The sequence below is a fragment of the Streptomyces sp. ME19-01-6 genome (assembly GCF_033793745.1).
Lineage (GTDB): Bacteria > Actinomycetota > Actinomycetes > Streptomycetales > Streptomycetaceae > Streptomyces.
In genome coordinates this window covers 206528-230162 of sequence record NZ_JARAXF010000007.1, presented here as the reverse complement: position 1 = coordinate 230162, position 23635 = coordinate 206528, and the positions used below count along the sequence as shown (strand labels likewise).

The window sequence follows — 23635 nt, the reverse complement described above, 5'->3', positions numbered from 1 at the left end:
CCGCGGACCCGCAGCTCAGCGCCGCTGGAAGGGTGACCGGCGGGTCCTCAGGGCGCGGCGGCGCGGGCCCGGTCACTGCGGCACACTGGTCTCATGCCGGAACTGCCGGAGGTGGAGGCCCTGGCCCAGATCCTGGCCGAGCGCGCCGTCGGCCGGGAGATCGCCCGTGTCCACCCCGCCGCGGTCAGCGTCCTCAAGACGTACGACCCGCCGCTGACCGACCTCGAAGGACGCACCGTCACCGCGGTCCGCCGCCACGGCAAGTTCCTCGACCTGGCCACCGACGGCCCGCATCTGGTCCTCCACCTCGCCAGGGCCGGCTGGCTGCGCTGGCGGGACGGACTCCCGGAGGCCCCGCCCCGCCCGGGCAAGGGCCCGCTCGCGCTGCGGCTGCGCCTGACCGGCCCGGAGGGCGCCGGCTTCGACCTCACCGAGGCGGGCACCCGCAAGGCGCTGTCCGTCTACTGCGTGCGCGATCCCCAGGAGGTGCCCGGCATCGCCCGGCTGGGGCCGGACCCGCTGGCCGAGTCCTTCACCCTCGAGGCGTTCGCCGGGCTGCTGAGCGGGGTGCGCCACCGGATCAAGGGCGTGCTGCGCGACCAGAGCGTCATCGCCGGCATCGGCAACGCCTATTCGGACGAGATCCTGCACGCCGCCCGGATGTCCCCCTACCGGCTGGCCGGCGACCTGACCGAGGAGGAGGTCGTCCGGCTGTACGAGGCGATGGGTGCCACGCTGCGCGACGCCGTCGAGCGCTCCCGGGGGCCGGCGGCGCGCGACCCGAAGGGGGAGAAGCGCAGCGGCATGCGGGTGCACGGCCGCACCGGCCAACCCTGCCCGGTGTGCGGCGACATGGTCCGGGAGGTGTCCTTCGCGGACTCCTCCCTGCAGTACTGCCCCACCTGCCAGACCGACGGAAAGCCGCTCGCCGACCGGCGGCTGTCCCGGCTGCTCAAGTAGCGCCGGGACAGCCTCAGGCGCGCGTCGCCGTCCGGTAATCGCCCAGGAAACGGAACCGTCCCTTCTCGACCCGGTAGAGGAAGAGTCCGGTGCCCGGGGTCAGCGAGCCGTTGCCCCGCTCGAAGCCGTAGGTCTTGGTGATCCCCCGGTACCGGACCGCGCGCAGCCTGCGCGCCACGGCTTCCCGGTCGACGTTCTGCGGACCCAGCTCGCGCAGCGTCTGGGCGATCAGCCCGACGACGTCGTACGCCTCCACGGCGTAGCGCCCGGGCGCGGACCCGTACCGCTTCCGGTGGGCGGCCGCGAAGGGCCGCGCCGCGGGCAGGGCCGTCGCGTCGGTGAAGGCCGAGCTGAGCAGCCAGCCGTTCGCCGCCTCGCCCGCCCGCTTCGGGAACGCGGTGTCGATGACCGGTTGCGTGGCCAGCCGTGCTCCGGTGAAACCGGCGGACGCCAACTCCCGGGCGAACAGCGCGGCCCGGGGCGCCAGGCCGCCGAAGACCACCGCGCGGACGCCGCTTTGGCGCACCTCGTCCACCGCCCGGCCGAAGTCCCTGGCGTCCGCCGGGACGGTGACGGTCACCGACGGCAGGTCCCCGCCGCGCATCGCGGTGGCCATGGACCGCATGAGATGCCAGCTGTAGTCCCCGGCGGCGCGGTCGTCGACCAGGGCCGTGCGGTGCGGCCGGGTGCGCAGGGCGAGGTAGGACAACAGTGGAAGGCCGAGGCCGTCGTCGTCCGGCCGGGTCTGCAGATAGGACGTGTGCTCGACGGGGGACACCTCGGCCGTGCCGACCGACACCGACAGCAGCGGCAGCCCCTGCCTGTCGTAGGTGCCGATCGAGGCCGCGCAGGTCGCGTCGGTCGTCGGCCCGATGACCGCGATGACAGTGGGGTCGGCGGCCATCCGCTCGGCGACGGTACGCGCGCCGCCCAGGGCGCCACGGTCGTCCAGGACCTTGAGGGCGAGCGTGACGGGCCGGTCCGCACGGGCGTTGAGGTGCTCCACCGCCAGCTCGGCGCCCCGGCGCTGGGCCGTCCCGGCCGCGGCCTGCCCGCCCGTCAGATCGGCGTGCACCCCGACCGTCCACCGGGGCGGGGTGCGCCGGCCGCCCCCGCCCGCCCCGCCGCCCCCGTCGGGGCGCGAGGCCGCCCAGACGCCGAGGCCGCCCCCGGCCGCCAGGACCGCGCCGCCCGAGGCCACCGCCAGGAACCTGCGGCGGGCAGGGCGCGGCTCAGGCGCCCCGCCCGCAGCGCCGACCACCGTCGGCGGAACGTCGGCCAGCGCCAGCAGCTCCGCCGAGCGCTCGGCGATCAGCTGGGCGACCGGCCGCGGCAGCCACCGCGTGCCCTCCGCCGGCGGCCCGCCGTCCGCCAGCCGACGCCCCAGCTCGGCGGCGGTGGGACGGCGCTCGGGGTCCTTGTCGAGACAGGCCTCGATGAGCGGGCGCAACTCCTCGGGCACCCTGGTCAGATCGGCCGTGTCGTGCACCGTGCGGAACAGCATCGCGGCCACCGGACCGGTGCCGAAGGGCGGGCGTCCGGTGGTGGCGTAGGCGAGCACACAGCCGAGCGAGAAGATGTCGCTGGGCGGCCCGAGCTCCGGGCCCCGGCCCAGGGCCTGCTCGGGCGAGAGATAGCCGGGCGAGCCGATGACCGCGTCCCGGGCGGTGATGGCGGTGTCGTCGAGGGCGCGGGCGATGCCGAAGTCGATGAGGCGGGGGCCGTTGGGGGCGAGGAGGATGTTGGCGGGTTTGACGTCGCGGTGGATGAGTCCGGCTTGGTGGATGGTGTGGAGTGCTTGGGCGAGGGTGGTGGCGAGGGTGTGGGTGGTGGTGTGGGGGAGGGGGCCGTGGGTGGTGATGGCTTCGGTGAGGGAGGGGCCTGGGATGTAGGTGGTGGCGAGCCAGGGGGTGTCGGAGTCGGTGTCGGCGTCGGGGACGGTGGCGGCCCAGGGGGTGTTGATGCGGCGGGCGGCGGTGACTTCGCGGCGGAAGCGGGCGCGGAATTGGGGGTCGTGGGCGTATTCGGTCTGGATGACTTTGAGGGCGACGAGGGCGCCGCCGGGGGAGCGGCCGAGGTAGACGACGCCCATGCCGCCCGCGCCGAGTCGGCCCAGCAGCCGGTAGCCCCCGATCCGCGCCGGATCCCCGGAACGCAGCGGGATCACTTCAGCTCCTCCTTCACGGCCTGGGCCATCTTGATGAGCGGGGAGTACGGCATGTCGTCAATCTCCTTCTCGCTGTATCCCCTGGCTCCCTTGACCATCACCGACACGGTCACCGGCCCGATCCGCGAGGTGGCCCAGATATAGGGATACGGCCCGCCGGCCGAGTCGCTCTCGTACTCGCCGTGCTCCCAGATCTGGTCGTCCGCCGTCTCCTGGCCCCGCCGCCCCCACGGGGCGCCCGAGGACAACAGCGAGATGATCCGCTCGTCCTGGTTCAGCCGCTGCTCGGGGCAGGGGGCACCGCCCAGCGGTAGCTGGGGGAGCACCACCTCCTCCAGCGTGGTGGCCATCTCCTGGTCGGCGCTGTCGGCATCGGCGTGCACCGACACCACCGCCATCACCCGCACCGGCCCCTTCCCGGCCCCCTTGGCGGGCAGCACGCTGTGCTGCGACAGACTGGCGAGCACCCCCTTGGGCAGCTTCTCGCGCTGCCACACACACGTTTCGTCCAACACCGCCCAGGTGTGCGGGTCGCTTGCGAAGGGGCGCTGCCGCACGAAGTCCGCCCCGAAGTCCCGCGGCCCGGCGATCGCCCGGCGGGCCGGCCGCAGCGCCCGCGCGGAGGTGTCGGGCACCCGGTCGGGGCGCACCGTGAAGTCGGGGCCGACCGGGCTCGGGCTCACCTGAGGCGCGTCGTTCGCCGACGGCGGCACCCCCAAGTCCGAAGGCGGACCCGAGCTCTTGGGGCCCGGCCCGCCGGACCCCGACGAACAGCCCGCCAGCAGCACGCCGACCGACAATGCGGCCACACCGCCCCGAAGCACCCCGCGACATCGCACAGTTGCCCCCTCCCCCCACATACGACCGTCGATGACACCTTAAAATGCCGCCGTTCCACGAGGGACCCGGCGTCACATCGGCCGGGGACTGGACGGCGTCGGCCGACCCTGATAGCGCTGTGCCCAGAAGCACCCGCACCACCCACTGTCCCCCCACTCCACTCCACGGAGCACCATGACCAATGCCCTGATCATCGGTGGCGGAATCGCCGGAACCGTGACCGCGCTCGCCCTGCGCAAGGCCGGGATCAACGCGGCCGTGTACGAGGCGCGTCCCACCGACGTCCCCGCCGACACGGCCGCCACCGAAGCGGGTGCGTTCCTGCTCATCTCCGCCAACGGCATGGAGGCGCTGCGCACCATCGACGCACACCAGCCGGTGCTGGACAACTCCTTCCCGGCAGGCCGCGCCGACTTCATCAGCAACACCGGCAAACGGCTCGGCGGGCGGCCCCTGGCCGGCTCCGAGGAGGGCGCGCTGGGCGCCCGTACGATCAAACGTGCCACCCTGGGGCGGGTGTTGCGCGAGGAGGCGGAGCGCCGCGGCGTGCGCGTCGAGCACGGCAAGCGCCTCCTGGCCGCCCAGACCGGTCCTGACGGACGCGTGGTGGCGTCCTTCGCGGACGGCGGGCGGGCACAGGGGGAGGTGCTCGTCGGCGCCGACGGAATCCACTCCCTCATCCGCAGGACCATCGAAGCCGCGGCGCCCCGGCCGCGCTTCACCGGCCAGCACACGGTGTGCGGCTACGCCCGGGACGCCGCGTCGCCCCCGGACCGCGACACCTACGTCATGATCTACGGCAAGCGCGCGTTCTTCGGCTGCACCACGGCCCCCGACGGCGAGGTCTGGTGGTTCGCCAACACCCCGGGCGCCGAGCTGTCCAAGGACGAGCTCGCGGCGATCTCCCCGGAGCAGTGGCGGGAGCAGCTCGCCGGTCTGTTCGCGGAGGACAACACCCCCGCGGCCGAGATCATCCGCGCGAGCGGCGAGTCCATCGTCGCCACCAACGCCTACGACCTCCCCTCGACGCCCACCTGGTCCGACGAGACGATGGTTTTGGTGGGGGACGCGGTGCACGCCTGTGCGCCGAACGCCGCCCAGGGCGCGTCACTGGCCATCGAGGACGGAGTGGTGCTCGCCAAGTGCCTGCGCGACCTGCGCAGCCCCCGGCCGGCCTTCGCCGCGTACGAGAGGCTGCGCCGCGAGCGGGTGGAGCGGGTCGTCGCGACGAGCGCGGGCCTGGTCCGCCGCACCGTGCCCGGGCCGGTGGGCCGGGCCCTGCGGGACGCGATACTGCCGCGGAAGCTCGACCGGGCGGACAACGGCGGCGCGGACTGGCTGACCGGGTACCGCATCGACTGGGACGAGCGCGTCACCGGGGAGGCGGCACGGGCTCGGCGCTGACGCGCCGCGGATGCGGCAACCGGGTGTCAGGGGCCGTCGCCCCTGAGGCCCGGTTGGCCGTCACACGGGTTTGGCCTCGGTGCATGGGGGCACTTGGAGCGTTCTGTGAGATCCACACGCCCGGGAGCTCCGCGTGAACCGAGTCCGCATCGTGATCGTCGGCGCCGGATTCGCCGGCTACCAGGCGGCCCGCGCACTCTCCCGCACCCTGCGGGACGAGGCGGAGATCGTCCTGGTCAACCCCAACGACTACGTTCTGTATCTGCCGCTGCTGCCGGAGGTGGCGGCCGCGGTCCTGGAACCCCGCCGGGTCTCGGTCTCCCTCACCCAGACCCTGCCGGGGGTGCGCCTGGTGCTCGGCGAGGTCGGCTCCGTCGATCTCGACGCCCGCCGGATCGGCTGGACGGACCCCGAGGGCCGGCGCGGCCGGATGGACTACGACCGGCTCGTCCTGTCCGTCGGCAGCGTCAACAAGCTGCTGCCGATCCCCGGCGTGGCCGAGCACGCGCACGGCTTCCGGGGCATGCCCGAGGCGCTTTACCTCCGTGACCACATGATCCGCCAGATCGAGCTGGCCGGAGCCACCGACGACCCCGCGGAGCGGGCCGCCCGCTGCACCTTCGTGGTGGTCGGCGCGGGGTACACCGGCACCGAGGTGGCCGCACACGGCGTGCTGCTCACCGACACGCTCGCCCGCCGCAGTGCCGGGCTGCGCGGCGCGCCGCCGCCGCGCTGGCTGCTGCTCGATCTCGCCGACCGGGTGCTGCCCGAGCTCGACCGGAGGCTGTCCGACACCGCGGACCGGGTGCTGACCAAGCGTGGTGTGGACATCCGTACGGGCACCTCGGTCAAGGAGGCCACCGAAGACGGCGTGGTGCTCGACACCGGTGAGTTCATCGCGACCCGGTCGCTGATCTGGTGCGTGGGTGTCCGCCCCGACCCGCTGGTGGCCGACGTCGGTCTGCCGACCGAGCGGGGGCGGCTGTGTGTCGATCAGTATCTCGCCGTGCCGGGCCATCCCGAGGTGCTGGCCTGCGGGGACGCGGCGGCGGTCCCCGACGTGACCCGCCCGGGCCAGTGCACGCCGATGACCGCGCAGCACGCGCAGCGGCAGGGCAAGGTGGCGGGCCGCAATGTGGCCGCCTCGCTCGGGTACGGCACGCGGCGCCCGTACAAACACCACGACCTCGGCTTCACCGTCGACCTCGGCGGGCTGCAGGCGGCGGCCAATCCGTTGCGTGTGCCGCTGTCCGGGCCGGTGGCCGGACTGGTCACCCGTGGCTACCACCTGATGGCGATGCCCGGCAATCGCGTCCGGGTCGCCGCCGACTGGCTGATCGACGCGGTGCTGCCGCCGCAGGGCGTACAGCTGGGCGTGGTGCGCTCCTGGGCGGTCCCGCTGGACACCGAGGCGCCCGAGCGACCTCGCGTGCTCCACACGGCCCCGGGCGGCCGCTGACGGACCACGGCGGACCACGGAGGACCAGAAAGCAGTAGCCAACGGACTCTGAAAGGAGCGATATGCAAGACCACCTGCTCAGTGAGCTCGGGCAGCAGCTCAGGGTGGACTCGGTGCGGGCCGCGGCGGCCGCCGGATCAGGCCATCCGACCTCGTCGATGTCGGCCGCGGACCTGATGGCCGTCCTGCTGGCGAACCACCTGCACTATGACTTCGAACAGCCCCGCCACCCCGGCAACGACCACCTGGTCTTCTCCAAGGGGCATGCGTCACCGCTGCTGTACTCCCTGTTCAAGGCGGCCGGGGCGATCAGCGACGAGGAACTCCTCACCTTCCGCAAGCTCGGCAGCCGGCTGGAGGGACACCCCACGCCGCGGCTGCCGTGGGTGGATGTGGCCACCGGGTCGCTGGGGCAGGGGCTGCCCATCGGCGTCGGGCTGGCCTTGGCCCGCAAGCGCCTGGAGAAGCTGGAGAAGACAGACAGCCGCGTCTGGGTGCTGTGCGGGGACAGCGAGCTGGCCGAGGGGTCGGTGTGGGAGGCCGTCGAGCACGGCTGGTACGAGCGCCTCGACAACCTCACCGTCATCTTCGACGTGAACCGGCTGGGCCAGCGCGGACCCACCCGCCACGAGTGGGACCTCGGCGCCTACGCGCGCCGGATGCACGCCTTCGGCTGGCACACCATCGAGATCGACGGCCACGACACCGCCGCGATCGACCGCGCCTACGGCGAGGCGGCGTCCACGGCCGGCCGGCCCACGGCGATCATCGCCCGCACCGTGAAGGGCCGGGGTGTGGCCGCGGCGGAGAACCGGGAGGGGCTGCACGGCAAGCCGCTGCCGGACCCCGAGGAGGCGATCGCCGAGCTCGGCGGCGTACGGGAGATGGCCGTACCGGTCCTCGGCCCGCCCGCGGTGAGCATCGCGCAGCCGTCCCGCGAGGGCCCGCTGAGCCTGCCCCGCTTCGACCCCGGCGAAGAGGCCGCGACACGGGACGCCTTCGGGCAGGCGCTGGCCGCCCTCGGCACGGCCCGCGGCGATGTGGTCGTGCTCGACGGCGAGGTGGGCGACTCCACGCGCGCCGAGCTCTTCGCCAAGGAGCACCCCGAGCGGTACTTCGAGTGCTATATCGCCGAACAGCAGCTGGTGGCCGCCGCCGTCGGGATCCAGGCGCGCGGCTGGACCCCGTACGCGTCCACCTTCGCGGCCTTCCTCACCCGCGCCTACGACTTCGTACGGATGGCCTCCATCAGCCGTGCCGACCTCAACCTGGTCGGGTCGCACGCCGGGGTGGCCATCGGCGAGGACGGCCCCTCGCAGATGGGCCTGGAGGACCTGGCGGCCTTCCGCGCGGTCCACGGCAGCACGGTGCTGTACCCGTGTGACGCCAACCAGACCGCCCAACTGACCGCCGCGATGGCCGAGGAGTCGGGCATCCGCTATCTGCGCACCACGCGCGGCAAGACCCCGGTCATCTATCCGCCCTCCGAGCGCTTCCCGATCGGCGGCAGCAAGCTGGTGCGCGCCACGGACGACGACCGCGTGACCATCGTCGCGGCCGGAGTGACCGTGCACGAGGCGATCGCCGCCGCCGACCGGCTGGCCGAGGAGGGCATTCCCGCCCGCGTCATCGACCTGTACACGATCAAGCCGGCGGACGCGCAAACCCTCAGGGCCGCCGCCGACCTGACGGGGGGCCTGGTCACCGTCGAGGACCACCACCCCGAGGGCGGGCTGGGCGACGCGGTGCTCGAGGCTTTCTGCGACGGCTACCCGGCGCCCCGCACGGTCAGGCTGGCCGTGCGCGACATGCCGGTCTCCGCCACCCCGGCGCAGCAGCTTGCCGCGGCCGGGATCGACGCGGAGGCGATCGCCGCGGCCGCCCGCGAACTGGCCCTCGCGGCGGCCTGACGCACAGCACAAGCGACCGACGTGCAAGGAGCGGACCATGAGCAACGACCGCGGAAAGCGTGTGGTGGTGGTCGGAGCCACCGGCAACACCGGCACCAGCGTCGTTCGGGCGCTCGGCGAGGACCCGGACGTCGCCTCCGTCGTGGGGATCGCCCGCCGGATCCCCGCCTGGACGCCGCCGAAGGTGACCTGGGTCCGGGCCGACATCGCGGAGGAGGCGGACGATCTGGTCCGGCCCCTCGAAGGCGCCGACGCCGTGATCCACCTGGCCTGGCTCATCCAGCCCAGCCATGACCCGGTGACCACCTGGCGGACCAACGTCCTCGGCAGCATCCGCCTCTTCGAGGCCGTCGCGGCCGCGGAGGTGCCGGCGCTGGTGTACGCGTCCTCGGTGGGGGCGTACTCGCCCGGCCCCCAGGACCGCAGGGTGGACGAGTCCTGGCCCACCCACGGCTGGCCCGAGGCCGCGTACTGCCGTGAGAAGGCGTATCTGGAGCGGGTGCTGGACGCCTACGAGGGCGAGCACCCGCAGGTGAGGGTGGTGCGGATGCGCCCGGCCTTCCTCTTCAAGGAGCAGTCCGCGGCCGAGCAGCGCCGCCTGTTCCTGGGCCCGCTCCTGCCGCGCCGGCTGGTGCGCCCCGCCCTGCTGCCGGTGGTGCCCGACATCCGCGGCCTGCTGCTGCAGGCCCTGCACACCGACGACGCGGCCGAAGCCTACCGGCTCGCGGTCGTCAGGGATGTGCGCGGCGCCTTCAACCTGGCCGCCGAACCCCCGCTCGACGCGCGGGTGCTCGCCGAGATGGTGGGCGCCCGGGTGGTCCGGATGCCACGCGTCGCCGCCCGCTCGGCGCTGGCCGCCGCCTGGCACCTCCATCTGGTTCCCGCCTCTCCGCAGCTGTTCGACGCGGCGCTGCGGCTGCCGCTGATGGACGCCGGCCGCGCCCGCGACGAACTGGGCTGGCAGCCGCGGCACACCTCCGCGGAGACGATCGAGGAGTTCATCGAGGGCCTGCGCCACGGCACGGGCATGGAGACGGCACCGCTGGCCTCCAAGTCGTCCGGCGGACGGGTCGGCGAGGTGGCCGGAACCGGCGTGGGCCGACATCCTTGAGCCCCGCGCGGCGCACTGCCCGGCTTGTCCTGTGCGACCTCTTGTGAAGCGATGTGGAGAGGCGGGTCCGGAAGGGGCCGAGCGCCAGGTCAGCCGGGCAGGTCCCCGGTGCCGCCGTCGGTGTCCTCGATCCGGAAGCCGACCTTCAACCCCACCTGGTAGTGCGCGATCCGGCCCTCCTCGATGTGCCCGCGGATCTGACCGACCTCGAACCAGTCAAGATTCCGCAGAGTTTTCGAGGCGCGGCTGATCCCGCAGCGAATCGCGTCGTCGACGCTCTCGGCGGACGAGCCGACGATCTCGGTCACCCGGTAGATGTGCGACATGGCAGTCTCCCCGTATCCGTGGGGCGGGCCGGTTGTTCCTCCCACCGTGCCTCACCCGGGACGCGCCCGCGAGCCGGGCGCCGGGCCGCTCGGTCAGGGCACCACCGTCACCGGCCAGCGCCCGGCCTTGACCAGCCGGACCGCCACCGAGCCGACGAAGCGGTGCCCCGCCTGCTCCGACACGCCCACCACCACGGCGTCGGCCTTGAGCTCGTCGGCCGCCTGTACCAGGCCGTTGTACGGGTCGCCGCGGAAGGTGTGGAACTCCCAGCGCACCTCGAAGACCCCGCGCAGCCGCTCCGTCGCCTCACGGATCTCCTGGATCAGCTCCTCGGCGACCTGCTCGGTGGTCTGAGCCACCGAGGCCCCCAGGGCCGCCCCTCCGGCCAAAACCGGCTGCACGTAGACCACGGCGAGCAGGGCGCGCTGCCGCCGGGCCAGCCCGGCCGCGTACGCCGCGGCGCGCCAGGAAGAATCGGAGCCGTCCACTCCGACCACGATGACTTTCGGGCCGTCCGTGCCGCGTTCGAAGGACGCGGGGAGTTTGTCCACCACATCTGCGAGGCTAGCGCCAGGAAAGGGTAGGTGATCAACCGACCCGGACCGCGGCGCCCACGCGCCGCGACCGCACCATGACCGGCACCGTACGACAGGAGAATCGATGGGCGGAACGCACCGCGGCGAGCTTCTCGCCATCAGTGATCTGCATGTGGCCTACCAGGAGAACCGGGAGATCGTGGAACGGCTGCGGCCGGGCTCCGACGACGACTGGCTGATCGTCGCCGGAGACGTCGGCGAGCTGTTCGCCGACATCGAGTGGGCGCTGGGCCTGCTGAGCGAACGCTTCGCCAAAGTCATCTGGTCGCCCGGCAACCACGAGCTGTGGAGCCACCCCAAGGACCCGGAGAAGTCCCGTGGCGTGCGGCGCTACCAGGCGCTGGTGGACATGTGCCGGGCGAAGGGCATCGTCACCCCCGAGGACCCCTACCCGCGGTGGGAGGGCATCGGCGGGCCGCTGACCATCGCCCCGCTGTTCCTGCTCTACGACTACTCGTTCCGACTCGAGGGCCTGGACACCAAGGAAGCGGCCCTCGCCCATGCGCACGAGGCGGGGGTCGTGTGCACCGACGAGCACTTCCTGCACCCGGAGCCGTACGCCACCCTCGACGCGTGGTGCCGGGCCCGCGTCAAGGAGACCGAGGCGCGGCTCGAGGCCTGCGACCCCGAGCTGCGGACCGTGCTCATCAACCACTGGCCGCTGACCCGGCTCCCCACCCGGGTGCTGCGCTACCCCGACTTCGCCCTGTGGTGCGGCACCGAACTCAGCGCCGACTGGCATGTGCGGTTCCGTGCCGAGACCGTGGTCTACGGACATCTGCACATCCCCAGGACCACCGTGGAGGACGGGGTGCGTTTCCAGGAGGTATCGGTCGGCTACCCCAGGGAGTGGAAGCGCCATGGGTTGCTGCCGGAGGATCCGCTGCGCCGGGTGCTGCCGGTGCCGGTGTCCTGACCCGCCGGGCGTCCACGCGCGCCCGTCTTGACGGCACCGGCGGGTGGCGCCGTACGGTCACGGCTGTGAACCCTGACGCGGTGTTCCTTCCCGAGACCTACGCCGCCGGTGTCCCGTACGCCCTCTTCACACAGGCGCGCGCCACCCGCCCCGTCTGCTGGATCGAGGAACCAGCGGTCGGGGCGTGGCCCGCGGGCCCCGGCTTCTGGGCGGTCTTCCGGCACGCCGACGTCAAACACGTGCTACGCACGCCGGAGGTCTTCTCCTCCCATCTGGGCGCCACCCAGATCCGCGACCCGGACACCCCCGGCGACCTGGAGTTCGTACGGGCGATGATGCTCAACCAGGACCCGCCGGACCACTCCCGGACGCGGCGCGTCGTCGCGGCGGCCTTCACCCCGCGCGCGGTGCGCGAGCTCCAGGCGGTCATCGAGGCACGCGCGCGGGCGCTCGTCGAGGCCGTGGCACCGCGGGGCGAGGCCGACTTCGTGGAGCTCGCGGCGGATCTGCCGGTGTGGACGCTGGCCCATGTCATGGGCGTCCCCGAGAGCGACCGGAGGCTGCTGTTCGACTGGGCGAGCCGGGTCATCGGCTATCAGGACGCCGAATACGCCGGGTTGAGCACCGCCGAGGCCGCGGGGCTCAGCCCGATGGCACGCGCCGCCCTCGCCCACCGGCCGCGATCGCTGACCCGCCCGGACGGTCGGCCGATGAACCCGCGCTCCCGCGAGGCCCTCGCCGACATGTTCGCCTACGCCCACGCCCTGGCCGAACGACCCCGCCCCGGCACCGTGATGGCCCACCTACGGGAGGGCGGCCTGAGCCGCGAGGGGTTCGAGAACATGTTCTTCCTCTTCGCCGTGGCCGGGAACGAGACCCTGCGCAACGGCATCCCCGGCGGGCTGCTGACCCTGCTGGAACACCCCGAGAGCCATGAACTCCTGCTGGCCCGCCCGGAACTGACCGACTCGGCCGTGGAGGAGATGCTGCGCTTCTGGCCGCCCGTCATCGACTTCCGCCGCACCGCGACCCGCGAGGTGGAGCTGGGAGGGCAGCGCATCCGGCGCGGCGACAAGGTCGTCGTCTACCACGCCTCCGCCAACCGCGACGAGACGGTCTTCGCCGACCCCGACCGCTTCGACATCACCCGCAGCCCCAACGACCACGTCAGCTTCGGCCACGGCCCGCACTTCTGCCTGGGCGCGCACCTCGCCCGGCTGCAGATGCGGGCCATGCTGCGCAGCGCCCTGACCCGCCTGCCGGGGCTGCGCCGGGCAGGGGCGCCGGTGCGGCTCACCTCCAACTTCCAGAACGGCCTCAAACGCCTCCCCGTCACGTGGGAAACAGGTCGGTGAACGGCGAGGTCGAGTCCCCGACCGACCGGCCGAAGGGCGCGTCGAAGTCCCAGACCAGGAAGAGCAGAAAGACCATCAGCGCGCTGAACATCGCCGCCATCGCCAGCTCGCGCGGTGTACGGCGGATCTGCAGCGTGAACAGCAACCCGATCACCAGCGCGGCGCCGATGGCCAGTCCGATCCAGACCACCCTGGGCATCGTTGGCCCGGCGCTCTGCGCCCGGGCCTCGCGGGCCGCGTCCACCGCGGCGACCTGCTCCACCAGTGGCTGGTAGATCTGCCACTCCCGCTCGGTACGCGGCGTGTAGTCGGTGACATCGCGCCGCAGCTGCGTCAGCAGCGTGGCGCCCCGGTCGGTGAGCTCGCCCTTGTCGATCATCACCTGCCATTCCTTGGACACCACATGGTCCGCGTACGCCTGGGCGTCGGCGCGGATGCGGTCGCGCACCGGCGCGGGGTAGCCGGCCGCGCGCTCGCTCACCTCGTGCAGCGCCTGCGCCTCCGTGCGCACGCCGTCCTGCGCGGCGCCGCGCGCCTCCCAGACCCCGGCGATGGCCAGGCCCAGCACGATGGCGTAGACCACGCCGATCATCATGGTCATGTACTCGATGACATCGGGCGTCTCGGAGGGGTCATCATCCTCGGGGATCCGCCGCTGGTTGAGCAGCGTGACGGCCACGACGAGTGCGTAGACCCCCGCCGTCACGAGAATCAGAATCAGCCATTCGGGCATGGGCAACCTCCGTCAGGTCGTCGGCGTCGGCGTCAGCCGCGCGACCCGCCGCCGCGCGCCGCGGAGCGCGAGCGTGAGCGGGGGCGCAGGGCGGCGGCCGCGAGCACCGCGGGCGCGGTGATCAGCAGGGTGAAGGTGACCAACGAGACGCCGCCGCCCGACTGTTGGGGCGCGGGCTTGTGGTACGCGCGCAGCTCCGCGGTACGAGGGGGGCCGGTCGGCGCCGGGGAGCTCGGCGTCGGCGTCCTGGGCGGCTTCGTGCGGGTCGGCCGGGACGGCGACGGGGGAGTGGTGGGGCGTGCGGGGGGCGGCGCGGCCGAGGACGGCTTCGCGGGCGAGGCGGGCGCCGATGTGTGGGTGGGGCGGTGCGTCGGTGTGGGCGCGGTCGTCTGCGTGGGGGTGGGTGTCGGCGTCGACGTGTGCGTGGGGGTGGGGGTCGGCGTGGGGGTGTCCGTAGGCGTACGCGTTGGGGTCGGGGTGGTCGGCGGGGTCTGGGTGGGGGTGGGCGTCGGCTTCGGACACCACCCCGGCCAGATCACGTCAACACCCGGAATGCGCACCTCGATGTGGAGGTGGATACCCCCGTACAGGCCGAGCGCCGAGCCGCCGGTCCGGTCCGCCCCGTCCCCGGTCCGGTCCGCCCAGGCGACGGGGCCCGCCCCCGTCGAGGCGAGCACCAGGGCCGCGGCGAGAATCCCTGAACGCAACGTGCGTTGCCATCGGTTCACGACGGAGATCTTCGGCTGATCGGAGCCGTTACAGCCGTATGCCCGCACGGATTCCCTCGAATGGGTGAATTCGCGCGGAATTCGCCCGTCCGGGTCGCGGCCCTGTCGGGCTGAGCGCCGGGGGCACCTCCCAGCGGTAGCCGGGGGAGAACCGAACCCCTTAACAACCGGTCAGCGCGCGTCCTTGAGACGCGCCCGTTCCAGGATCGGGCCGGTGTCCACGCCGGGCGGCAGGGTGCCGAAGGCGTGGCCCCAGTCGCCGCCGAGCCGCGAGGCGCAGAAGGCGTCCGACACCGCCGGGTGGCTGTGCCGTACCAGCAGGCTGCCCTGCAGGACCAGCGTCATCTGCTCGGCGAGGCGGCGGGCGAGCAGCTGCGCCCGCCGCGGATCGGCGAGCTGCGGCAGCAGGTCGCGGAGGCGGGCGACGGCCGCGTCCAGCCGCGCGTCGGCGCCGGCGGCGGCGTCCACCTCGGCCAGGAAGGCGTCCAGCGCGCCCGTCTCCCGGCCCAGTGCCCGCAGGACGTCGAGGGCAGCGACATTGCCCGAGCCCTCCCAGATCGACAACAGCGGTGCCTCCCGGTACAGGCGCGGCATGCCGGAGTCCTCCACATAGCCGTTGCCGCCCAGGCACTCCAGGGCCTCGGCCGCGTGGGTGGCGCCGCGCTTGCACACCCAGTACTTGCTCACCGCCAGCCCCAGCCGGCGCAGCGCCGCCTCCGACTCGTCCCCGGCTCGGGCCCGGTCCAAGGCCGCCGCCAGCCGCATCGCGAGCGTGGTGGCGGCCTCCGACTCGACGGCGAGGTCGGCGAGCACATTGCGCATCAGCGGCTGGTCGATCAGCTCCGCGCCGAACGCCCGCCGGTGTTCGGTGTGGTGCAGGGCCTGCCGGAGCCCGGCCCGCATGCCCGCCGCCGAGCCGATCACACAGTCCAGCCGGGTCACGTTCACCATCTCGACGATGGTGCGCACCCCCCGGCCCGGCTCGCCGACCCGCCAGGCCACCGCGCCGTCGTACTCGACCTCGGAGGAGGCGTTGGCGCGGTTGCCGAGCTTGTTCTTGAGCCGCTGCAGACGCATGGCGTTGAGCGTCCCGTCGGGCAGCACGCGCGGCACCAGGAAACAGGTCAGGCCCTCGTCGGTCCGGGCAAGGGTGAGGAAGATGTCGCTCATCGGCGCGGAGGTGAACCACTTGTGGCCGGTCAGCAGGTAGCTGCCGTCCGCCTGGGGGAGGGCCTGCGTGGTGTTGGCCCGTACGTCCGAGCCGCCCTGCTTCTCCGTCATCGACATGCCGGCGATCAGGCCCCGCTTGCCCAGCGGCGGGCGCAGCCCGAAGTCGTACACGCGGGCGGCCAGCAGCGGCTCGTAGACGGCCGCGAGCTCGGGCTCGGCGCGCAGCGCCGGGACCGCGGCGTACGTCATGGAGATGGGGCAGCCGTGGCCCGGCTCGGCCTGCGCGAAGACATAGAACTTGGCCGCGCGCACCAGGTGGGCCCCGGGGCGGGGCTCGCTCCAGGCGGCGGCGTGCTGCCCGCTGGCCACGGCGGCGGCCATCAGCTGGTGGTAGGCCGGGTGGTACTCGACCTCGTCGACGCGGTGGCCGTACCGGTCGTGGGTGTGCAGCACCGGAGGGTGCTCCTCGGCCATCCGGGCCCAGTCCTGGACCTCGGCGGACCCGGCCAGCGTGCCCAGCTCCCGCACCTCCTGTTCGCCCCAGTCCCCTCCGTCCCGCCGCAGGGCCTCCAGCAGCGCCGGGTCGTCGGCCGTGCTGAAGCCGGTCAGCGGCGGGGCCTGGTTGAGGACTTCATGCGTGGCACCCATGGCGTCTCCGTAAGTTGTTAGGCGGCCCAGGAGGGCCGGATGTGGCTGATGGCGGCTTGCCAGTCGTGGCTTCCGAGGAGTGGCCGTCCGGCTCTCCGGGGCGCCCTGGCTGCTGATTGAGATGTGCGCGCCTTGTGCGGTCGCTGATTACGGAGATGACAGCGGGGTGTTCCTCGGGCCGACGGCATGCTGTGCGGAACGAGGAGGGGCGAGTGAGCGAGCGACGGACCCAGGTCTGGGCCGGTATCGACGCAGGCACGGGCCACCATTGGGCGGCCGTCGTCGACCAGACCGGAGCCACCCTGTGGTCGAAGAAGATCGACAAGAGTCGGCGATCCTGGCCGCGCTCGGCGAGATCCTGGACCTGGCGGACGAGGTTCACTGGGCGGTGGACATCTCCGGTACGTCCTCCGCGTTGCTGCTGGCCCTGCTCGCGGCCCACGGCCAGCAGGCCGTCTACGTGCCCGGCCGCACGGTCAACCGCATGGCCGGCGCCTACCGGGGCGAGGCGAAGACCGACGCGCGCGACGCCTACGTCATCGCCGAGACCGCCCGCCACCGCGGCGATTTCGCTGTCATCGGCGTGCCCGCCCAGCCGGCCGCCGACCTGGCTCTGCTGACTGCCCACCGTGCCGACCTGGTCGCCGACCGAGTGCGGATGATCAACCGGCTCCGCGACGTGCTGACCGGTGTCTTCCCCGCGCTGGAGCGGGCCTTCGACTGCAGCAGCCACAAAGGCGCGCTGGTGCTGCTGACCGGCTACCAGACCCCGGCCGCGATCCGCCGCCGCGGCCGGGCCCGGCTGACCGCATGGCTGGCCAATCGCAATGTCCGGGGCGCCGACGCGGTCGCGGTCACCGCTGTGGAAGCGGCCCAGGCCCAGCAGACCGCGCTGCCCGGCGAGGACGTCGCCGCGCAGATCGTCGCCGACCTGGCGGCACAGATCCTCGCCCTGGACGACCGGCTCAAGCGGATCGACCGCCAGATCCGCGAGACGTTCCGCAGCCACCCGCAGGCGGAGATCATCGAGTCCTTGCCCGGCATGGGCCCGATATTGGGGGCGGAGTTCGTGGTCGCCGCAGGTGATTTGTCCGCCTACGCGGATGCCGGCCACCTGGCCTCGGCGGCCGGACTGGTGCCCGTCCCGCGCGACTCCGGACGGCGGACCGGCAATCTGCACCGGCCCAAGCGCTACAGCCGCCGTCTGCGCCGGGTGTTCCACCTGTCCGCACAGACCAGCATCATCCGCGAGGGACCGAACCGGGACTTCTACCTCAAGAAGCGCGGCGAGGGCTGCAAGCACGTCCAGACCATCATCGCCCTGGCTCGCCGCCGGGCCAGCGTCCTGTGGGCTCTCCTGCGCGACAACCGCGTCTTCACCCCCGCCCCACCGGCCGCGCAAACGGCTTGACTTCGTCATTGAGACTCCTCGTGCGCGGCGGCCCTGCTCTCTTATGCTCTCTCTTACACTTCCATCATGCGCGACGAAGAACTGTAATGGATAGGGTTCGGGCACATATGGACGAGACCCGCGACACGCGTGACACCCGCGATTCCGCTGAACCCCGCGGCACCGCTGCTCCCCGCGGCACCGGCGGAAGCACCGCCGCCGGGACCCTCGCACTGCGCCCGCTGACGGCCCGCTCGATCGTGCTCAGCACCCTGCTCGGCCACCACCCGCCCCAGCTGCCCGCCCGCGCCCTGGTCCGCGTCGGAGCGCTGTTCGGTGCCGCGGAGGGCACCGTCCGGGTCGCGCTCACCCGCATGGTCGCGGCCGGCGACCTCGAGCAGCGCGGCGGCGCCTACCGGCTCACCGACCGCCTCCTGGCCCGCCAGGCCCGGCAGGACGACAGCCGGGCCCCCCGCACCCGGCGCTGGGACGGCGGCTGGGAGATCGCGGTCATCACCTCCGACCGCCGCGCCGCGCCCGAGCGGGCCGCGCTGCGCCAGTCGATGGCCACCCTGCGCCTCGCCGAGCTGCGCGAGGGCACCTGGCTGCGCCCCGCCAACCTCGTACGGCCGCGCCCGGCCGTCGCCGCCGAGCAGTGCGCGTGGCTCACCGGCACGCCCGAGGACGACCCGGTCCGGCTCGCGGCCCGGCTCTGGGACCTGGACGGCTGGGCCACCCGGGCCCGGCTGCTGTCGGCGGCCCTGGAGCGGGCGGACGGGCCGGCCGAGCGGTTCACCGCCGCCGCCGCCGTGCTCCGCCATCTCCTCGCCGACCCGGTCCTGCCCGCCCGGCTGCTGCCCCCCGACTGGCCGGGCGCCGACCTGCGCCGCCGCTACGACGCCTTCGAACGCGAGTTCCGAGCCCTGCTGCCCCGGTACGCGGGGGACTGACCGCGGGCGGGCCGACTAGGCCGACTCTCTGAGGACCAGTTCGGTCGGCAGGACCAGGGACGGCTCGATCTGCTCGCCGGAGGCGAGGCGCAGGAGTTGGCGGGCCAGCCGTTGACCGATCCGTGCGATGGGCTGGCGGACCGTGGTCAGCGGCGGATCGGTGTAGCGGGCGGTCTCGATGTCGTCGAAGCCGACCACGGCGACGTCGTCGGGCACCCGGCGGCCGGCCTGCCGCAGTGCCCGCAGCACGCCCACCGCCATCAGGTCGGAGGCCGCGAACACGGCGTCCAGATCCGGCTCTTCGCGCAGCAGCTCGCGCATCGCGACCACGCCCGACTCCTGGGTGAAGTCACCGACCGCGACGGTCGCGGGCAGCCGCGCCTCGTCCAGCGCCGCCCGGTAGCCGGCCAGCCGGTCGATGCCGGCGACCATGTCCCGCGGGCCCGCGACGGTGGCGATCCTGGTGCGCCCGGAGCGCACCAGATGGCGCACGGCGGTGGCCGCGCCCCCGGCGTTGTCCACGCCGACGTACGGCAGGGGCGCCGGGCCGAGCAGCCGCTCGTTGGAGACCACGGGGATGCCCATGCGGGCGAGGGAGGCGGGCAGCGGGTCGGCGCCGTGTACGGAGGCGACCATGACCCCGTCGACATGGCGCGCCAGGGCGAAGCGCTCGATGCGGTCCCGGCTGGCGGGGGAGCGGGCCATCATCAACACCAGTTGCTTGTCGGCCGCCTCCAGCTGCTGGCTCACCCCGCGCACCACCCCGGGGAAGAACTGGTCGTCGGAGAACACCCGGCCCGGCTCCTCGGGCAGGACGAGGGCGAAGGAGTCGGTGCGCTGGGTGACCAGGCTGCGGGCCGCCTGGTTGGGGATGTACCCCAGCTCCTGGATGGCCCGCCGCACCGCCTCGCGGGCGTCCTCGCCGACCCTGGTGGAGCCGTTGACGACGCGGGACACCGTGGCGCGCGAGACGCCCGCGTGCAGCGCCACGCTCTCCAATGTCGGCCGGGTCCGGTGCATGGGCGCAATACCTCGTTCTCCGTCGCGCTCTTCGTCGAGCCGCTGGTCCGTGCCGGCTGGTCGTGTCACAGCATGAATCACCCGGCGCGGCCGACGGCACCCTTCGGCCGAACTGTCATCGGCTGACGGCTCGGGCGGGGCCCGCTCAGGGCGCGAGGACGCGGGCGCGGCAGACGGAGGGGGAGCCCCAAGCCGTGCGCAGCGCGCGGGCCTTGCGGATCCACAGGGACAGGTCGTACTCGTCCGTGTAGCCGATCGCGCCGTGCAGCTGCAGCGCGGTCCTGGCCGCCGCGTACGCCGCCTCACCCGCGGCGACCTTGGCGGCGGCGACCTCCGCACCGGCCCGGGCGGTGCCGTCCGCCAGCGCCAGCGCGGCCCCGTACAGCAGCGGCCGGGCGAATTCCAGGGCGATGAGGACGTCCGCGAGCTGGTGCTTGACCGACTGGAACGAGCCGATCGGGCGGCCGAACTGGCTGCGCTGCTTGGCGTACGCCACGGTCCGCTCCAGCAGGGCGAGCCCGGTGCCGAGCGCCTGCGCGGCCGTCGCGAAGGCGGCCCAGTCCGCGGCGCGCGCGGCCGCCGCCGCGACGGCCGGGCCGCTCGCCAGCACCTGGCCGCCGCCGAGCGGCCGGGCCAGCCGCCTGGCCGGATCCAGCGAGGGCTGCACCGGCCCGTGCCCCGCGGCCGCCCGCAGCCGCTCGCCCTCGACGACGAACACCGCGTCGGCGGCGTCCGCGTCCAGCGCGTACGGGCCGCCCGCGGGCGCGGCGAGGGTGACCATCGCCTGCCCCGCCGCGATGCGCGGCAGCCAGTCCTTCGCCACCGCCGCGACCGCGTCGGCGCGCTCGGCCGCCGCGGCGAGGAGGACCGCCGCGGCGGCCGTCTCGACCAGTGGCCCCGGCACCCCGTGCCGGCCCGCCTCGACCCAGGCGACGGCGAGCTCCACCGGCAGCGGCCCCGCGCCCTCGTACGCCTCCGGAACGGCCAGCGCGAACGCCCCGGCCTCGCCCAGCCGCCCCCACACCGCCCGCCCCGCCTCGCGCTCGCCCCGCGCCCAGGCCCGCACCGCCCCCGGGGTCCCGGCGGCGGAGAGCATACGGTCCAGGGTGCGGCCGAATTCCGTCTGCTCCTGGTCCAGCAGGAATCTCATCCGTACCGCCTCTTCATCGCTCGTCCCGGCAGGGGATTAGCCGCCTCATCCGCGGCCCTTCGGCAGTCCGAGCAGCCGCTCGGCGATGATGTCGCGCTGGATCTCGTTGGTGCCCGCGTAGACCGGGCCCGCCAGGGCGAAGGTGTAGCCGTCCGCCCAGGCGCCGCGTGCGGGCGCGTCGGGGGCGGAGTCGGCGAGTTCGCCGTGGGGGCCGAGCAGGTCCAGGGCCGTTTCGTGGAGGGCGATGTCCAGCTCGGACCAGAAGACCTTGTTGAGGCTCGACTCGGCGCCCAAGGAGCCACCGGCGGCCAGCCGGGAGGCGCCCGCGTAGGCGAAGAGCTCGTACGCGCGGGCGCGGATCAGCGCGTCGGCCACCCGGTCGCGCAGGGCGGACGGGACATCGGCCGCGGGCTCGTCGTCGGGGGCGGCGTCCGCGGCCCGTTCGCGCCACAGCGCCGCCAGGCGGCGCGCGGCCGCAGTGAAGCGCCCGGGGCTGCGCAGGGTCAGCCCCCGCTCGTTCCCCGCCGTGCTCATCGCCACCCGCCAGCCTTCGCCCGGCTCGCCGATCACGTCCTCGTCGGGCACGAAGACCTGGTCGAGGAAGAGCTCGGCGAAGGCGGGCTTGCCGTCGAGACGGCCGATGGGGCGCACGGTCACGCCCGGCGCGCGCAGCGGGAACATCAGATACGTCAGTCCGCGATGGGGAGCCGATGCGCCCCGGTCGCTGCGGAAGAGGCCGAAGGCGCGGTCGGCGAAGGCGGCCCGGGACGACCACGTCTTGAGGCCGTTCAGCAGCCAGCCGCCGTCGGTGCGTTCGGCGGTGGAGCGCAGGGACGCGAGGTCCGAGCCGGATTCGGGCTCGGACCAGGCCTGCGCCCAGATGACCTCGCCGCGGGCCAGCGGCGGCAGCACCCGGGCCCGCTGCTCCGCCGTGCCGTGCTCGAAGAGCGTGGGCGCCAGCAGGCTGATCCCGTTCTGGCTGACCCGGCCGGGTGCCTGCGCCGCGTAGTACTCCTCCTCGAACAGCAGCCACTCGACAAGCGACGCGCCTTGCCCGCCGTACTCCTCGGGCCAGCTCACCGCCGACCAGCGGCCCGCGGCGAGCGTCCGCTCCCAGGCGCGGTGGGCGGCGAAGCCCTCGGCAGTCTCCAGGGAGGGCAGGGGATCGGCGGGCACATGGGCCGTGAGCCACCGCCGCGCCTCGTCCCGGAACGCCCGCTGCCGCTCGGTCAGGTCGAGATCCACCGGAGCTCCCGCCCCCTTCCCGTTCCCTAACAAGTGTTTGGTAGGTTACCGTGGCGCCGTGACGGACAACAAGGCGGGCAACAAGGCCGCCCGAGCGCCCTACGTCCCCGGCCACGGCCTCCTCACCGGTCGCACGGCCGTCATCACGGCCGCGGCGGGCACCGGCATCGGCGGCGCCACGGCCCGCAGATTCCTCGAGGAGGGCGCCCGCGTCGTCATCGGCGACGCCCACGCCCGCCGGCTGAAGGAGACCGTCACGGCGCTCGCCGGGGAGTTCGGAGCGGACCGGGTCGCCGGGACCGCGTGCGATGTGACCGACGCGGGCCAGGTGGCGGTGCTCCTGGACCTCGCCGAGGAGGCCCACGGCCGCCTGGACGCCGTCGTCAACAACGCCGGGCTCGGCGGCACCGCGGAGCTGACCGAGATGACCGACGAGCAGTGGCACCGGGTCATCGACGTCACACTGGGCGGCACATTCCGCTGCACCCGCGCCGCGCTGCGCCGGATGAAGGCCGACGGCCGCGGCGGCGTCATCGTCAACAACGCCTCCGTCGTCGGCTGGCGCGCCCAGGCCGGCCAGGCGCACTACGCGGCCGCCAAGGCCGGCGTGATGGCCCTCACCCGCTGCGCCGCCGTCGAGGCCGCCGCCTACGGCGTACGGGTCAACGCGGTCGCGCCGAGCCTGGCCATGCATCCGCACCTGGTGAAGGTGACCACCCCCGAACTGCTTGCCGAGCTCACCGAGAAGGAGGCGTTCGGCCGCTACGCCGAGCCGTGGGAGGTGGCCAACGTCATCGTCTTCCTGGCCAGCGGCTACTCCTCGTACATGACGGGCGAGACGGTGTCCGTGAGCAGCCAGCACGCGTGAGGCGGAAAGCGGGGAGATCAAGAGACCGAGAGACCGAGAGAATAGCCATGTGCCGAAGACCAGCGAGAACAGCAAGAAGACCACCGTGACCCCGTCCCCCCAGCGACGCCGCGAACTGCTCTCGACGGCGGCGGAGGTGTTCGCCGCGCACGGGTACAACGCGACCACCGTGCGCCGCATCGCCGACGAGGCGGGGATGCTCGCGGGCAGCCTTTACTACCACTTCGACTCCAAGGAGGCGATGGTCGACGAGATCCTCTCCACCTTCCTCGACGAGCTGTGGGCCGGTTACGAGTCCGTGCTCGGCGCCGGGCTCGGCCCCAGGGAGACCATCGAGGCGCTCGTCACCGAGTCCTTCCGGGAGATCGACCGGCACCGGGCGGCCGTCGCCATCTACCAGAAGGAGTCCAAGCACCTCTCCGCCCAGCCCCGCTTCGGCTATCTCACCGTCTCGCAGCGGAAGTTCGAGGAGGCATGGCTGGGCACGCTCGAGCGCGGGGTGGCCGAGGGGGTCTTCCGCGCCGACCTCGACATCCGGCTGGCGTACCGCTTTCTGCGCGACACCGTCTGGGTCGCCGCCTCGTGGTACCGGCCGGGCGGACAGCACAGCCCCGAGGAGATCGCCCGCCAGTACCTGTCGATGGTCCTGGACGGCATCACCCCGCGGGCCTGACCACCGGGCTGACAC

At 73.5% G+C, this 23635-nt stretch carries 20 protein-coding genes and 1 pseudogene; 11 read left to right on the top strand and 10 right to left on the bottom strand.

Going from position 1 to position 23635, the window contains the following annotated elements:
* The first annotated feature begins 93 nt into the window (after positions 1-93).
* A complete protein-coding gene (locus tag PV419_RS19350) occupies positions 94-960 on the top strand; it encodes an Fpg/Nei family DNA glycosylase (protein ID WP_319690579.1) in 867 nt (288 codons plus the stop codon).
* Between the two features lie 13 nt (positions 961-973).
* Here PV419_RS19350 and PV419_RS19345 read toward each other — a convergent pair whose 3' ends face one another.
* On the bottom strand, positions 974-3127 hold the full coding sequence (locus tag PV419_RS19345) for a bifunctional serine/threonine-protein kinase/ABC transporter substrate-binding protein (RefSeq protein WP_319690577.1): 2154 nt from the start codon (positions 3125-3127) through the stop codon (positions 974-976).
* Positions 3124-3810 carry a hypothetical protein gene (locus PV419_RS19340; protein WP_319690576.1) on the bottom strand — a complete coding sequence of 229 codons (687 nt, stop codon included), beginning with the start codon at positions 3808-3810 and terminating at the stop codon, positions 3124-3126. Before PV419_RS19340 ends, PV419_RS19345 begins: the two co-directional genes overlap by 4 nt.
* 331 nt (positions 3811-4141) lie before the next feature.
* On the opposite strand from PV419_RS19340, the gene PV419_RS19335 reads away from it, so the two are divergent.
* The 4 genes from PV419_RS19335 (at position 4142) to PV419_RS19320 (ending at position 9851) form a co-directional block, all read left to right on the top strand.
* A complete protein-coding gene (locus PV419_RS19335) occupies positions 4142-5371 on the top strand; it encodes an FAD-dependent monooxygenase (protein WP_319690574.1) in 1230 nt (409 codons plus the stop codon).
* A 133-nt stretch (positions 5372-5504) separates the two neighbouring features.
* Positions 5505-6830, top strand: coding sequence for an NAD(P)/FAD-dependent oxidoreductase (locus tag PV419_RS19330; protein ID WP_319690572.1), 1326 nt, complete (start codon positions 5505-5507; stop codon positions 6828-6830).
* 62 nt (positions 6831-6892) lie between these two features.
* A complete protein-coding gene (locus tag PV419_RS19325; protein WP_319690570.1) occupies positions 6893-8740 on the top strand; it encodes a transketolase in 1848 nt (615 codons plus the stop codon).
* Between the two features lie 37 nt (positions 8741-8777).
* Entirely contained in the window at positions 8778-9851 is a 1074-nt protein-coding gene (locus PV419_RS19320; protein WP_319690568.1) for an NAD-dependent epimerase/dehydratase family protein, read from the top strand.
* Positions 9852-9940: 89 nt separating this feature from the next.
* On the opposite strand, the gene PV419_RS19315 is transcribed toward PV419_RS19320, so the two are convergent.
* Positions 9941-10177, bottom strand: coding sequence for a dodecin (locus PV419_RS19315; RefSeq protein WP_319690567.1), 237 nt, complete (start codon positions 10175-10177; stop codon positions 9941-9943).
* Positions 10178-10270: 93 nt separating this feature from the next.
* Positions 10271-10732: a universal stress protein gene (locus tag PV419_RS19310; RefSeq protein ID WP_319690565.1), complete on the bottom strand. Its 462-nt coding sequence runs from the start codon at positions 10730-10732 to the stop codon at positions 10271-10273.
* Positions 10733-10838: 106 nt separating this feature from the next.
* Here PV419_RS19310 and PV419_RS19305 point away from each other — a divergent pair, with 106 nt between their 5' ends.
* Entirely contained in the window at positions 10839-11690 is an 852-nt protein-coding gene (locus tag PV419_RS19305) for a metallophosphoesterase (protein WP_319690563.1), read from the top strand.
* 65 nt (positions 11691-11755) lie between these two features.
* Positions 11756-13045, top strand: a complete 1290-nt coding sequence (locus PV419_RS19300) for a cytochrome P450 (protein WP_319690560.1) — start codon at positions 11756-11758, stop codon at positions 13043-13045.
* Here the strand turns inward: PV419_RS19300 and PV419_RS19295 are convergent.
* From PV419_RS19295 to PV419_RS19285, 3 genes are all read right to left on the bottom strand, one after another.
* Positions 13023-13778, bottom strand: coding sequence for a hypothetical protein (locus PV419_RS19295; RefSeq protein WP_319690558.1), 756 nt, complete (start codon positions 13776-13778; stop codon positions 13023-13025). The genes PV419_RS19300 and PV419_RS19295 overlap by 23 nt on opposite strands.
* Before the next feature lie 32 nt (positions 13779-13810).
* On the bottom strand, positions 13811-14506 hold the full coding sequence (locus tag PV419_RS19290; RefSeq protein WP_319690557.1) for a hypothetical protein: 696 nt from the start codon (positions 14504-14506) through the stop codon (positions 13811-13813).
* Between the two features lie 171 nt (positions 14507-14677).
* Positions 14678-16324, bottom strand: coding sequence for an acyl-CoA dehydrogenase family protein (locus tag PV419_RS19285; protein ID WP_319690555.1), 1647 nt, complete (start codon positions 16322-16324; stop codon positions 14678-14680).
* A 212-nt stretch (positions 16325-16536) separates the two neighbouring features.
* Between PV419_RS19285 and PV419_RS19280 the strand changes: the two are divergent.
* Positions 16537-17735, top strand: a pseudogene (locus PV419_RS19280) (IS110 family transposase).
* A 107-nt stretch (positions 17736-17842) separates the two neighbouring features.
* Positions 17843-18664, top strand: a complete 822-nt coding sequence (locus PV419_RS19275) for a PaaX family transcriptional regulator C-terminal domain-containing protein (protein WP_319690553.1) — start codon at positions 17843-17845, stop codon at positions 18662-18664.
* 15 nt (positions 18665-18679) lie between these two features.
* Here PV419_RS19275 and PV419_RS19270 read toward each other — a convergent pair whose 3' ends face one another.
* The 3 genes from PV419_RS19270 to PV419_RS19260 form a co-directional block, all read right to left on the bottom strand.
* Positions 18680-19684, bottom strand: coding sequence for a LacI family DNA-binding transcriptional regulator (locus PV419_RS19270; protein WP_319690551.1), 1005 nt, complete (start codon positions 19682-19684; stop codon positions 18680-18682).
* Positions 19685-19829: 145 nt separating this feature from the next.
* On the bottom strand, positions 19830-20834 hold the full coding sequence (locus PV419_RS19265; RefSeq protein ID WP_319690549.1) for an acyl-CoA dehydrogenase family protein: 1005 nt from the start codon (positions 20832-20834) through the stop codon (positions 19830-19832).
* Between the two features lie 45 nt (positions 20835-20879).
* Complete coding sequence (locus PV419_RS19260) at positions 20880-22079, bottom strand: acyl-CoA dehydrogenase family protein (RefSeq protein WP_319690547.1); 1200 nt, start codon at positions 22077-22079, stop codon at positions 20880-20882.
* A gap of 58 nt (positions 22080-22137) precedes the next feature.
* Here PV419_RS19260 and PV419_RS19255 point away from each other — a divergent pair, with 58 nt between their 5' ends.
* Together PV419_RS19255 and PV419_RS19250 are read left to right on the top strand one after the other, a co-directional pair.
* Positions 22138-22947: an SDR family oxidoreductase gene (locus PV419_RS19255; RefSeq protein WP_319690545.1), complete on the top strand. Its 810-nt coding sequence runs from the start codon at positions 22138-22140 to the stop codon at positions 22945-22947.
* Positions 22948-22996: 49 nt separating this feature from the next.
* The gene (locus PV419_RS19250) at positions 22997-23620 is read left to right on the top strand and encodes a TetR/AcrR family transcriptional regulator (protein WP_319690543.1); all 624 of its coding nucleotides are present in this window, start codon (positions 22997-22999) and stop codon (positions 23618-23620) included.
* The last annotated feature ends 15 nt before the right edge of the window (positions 23621-23635 follow it).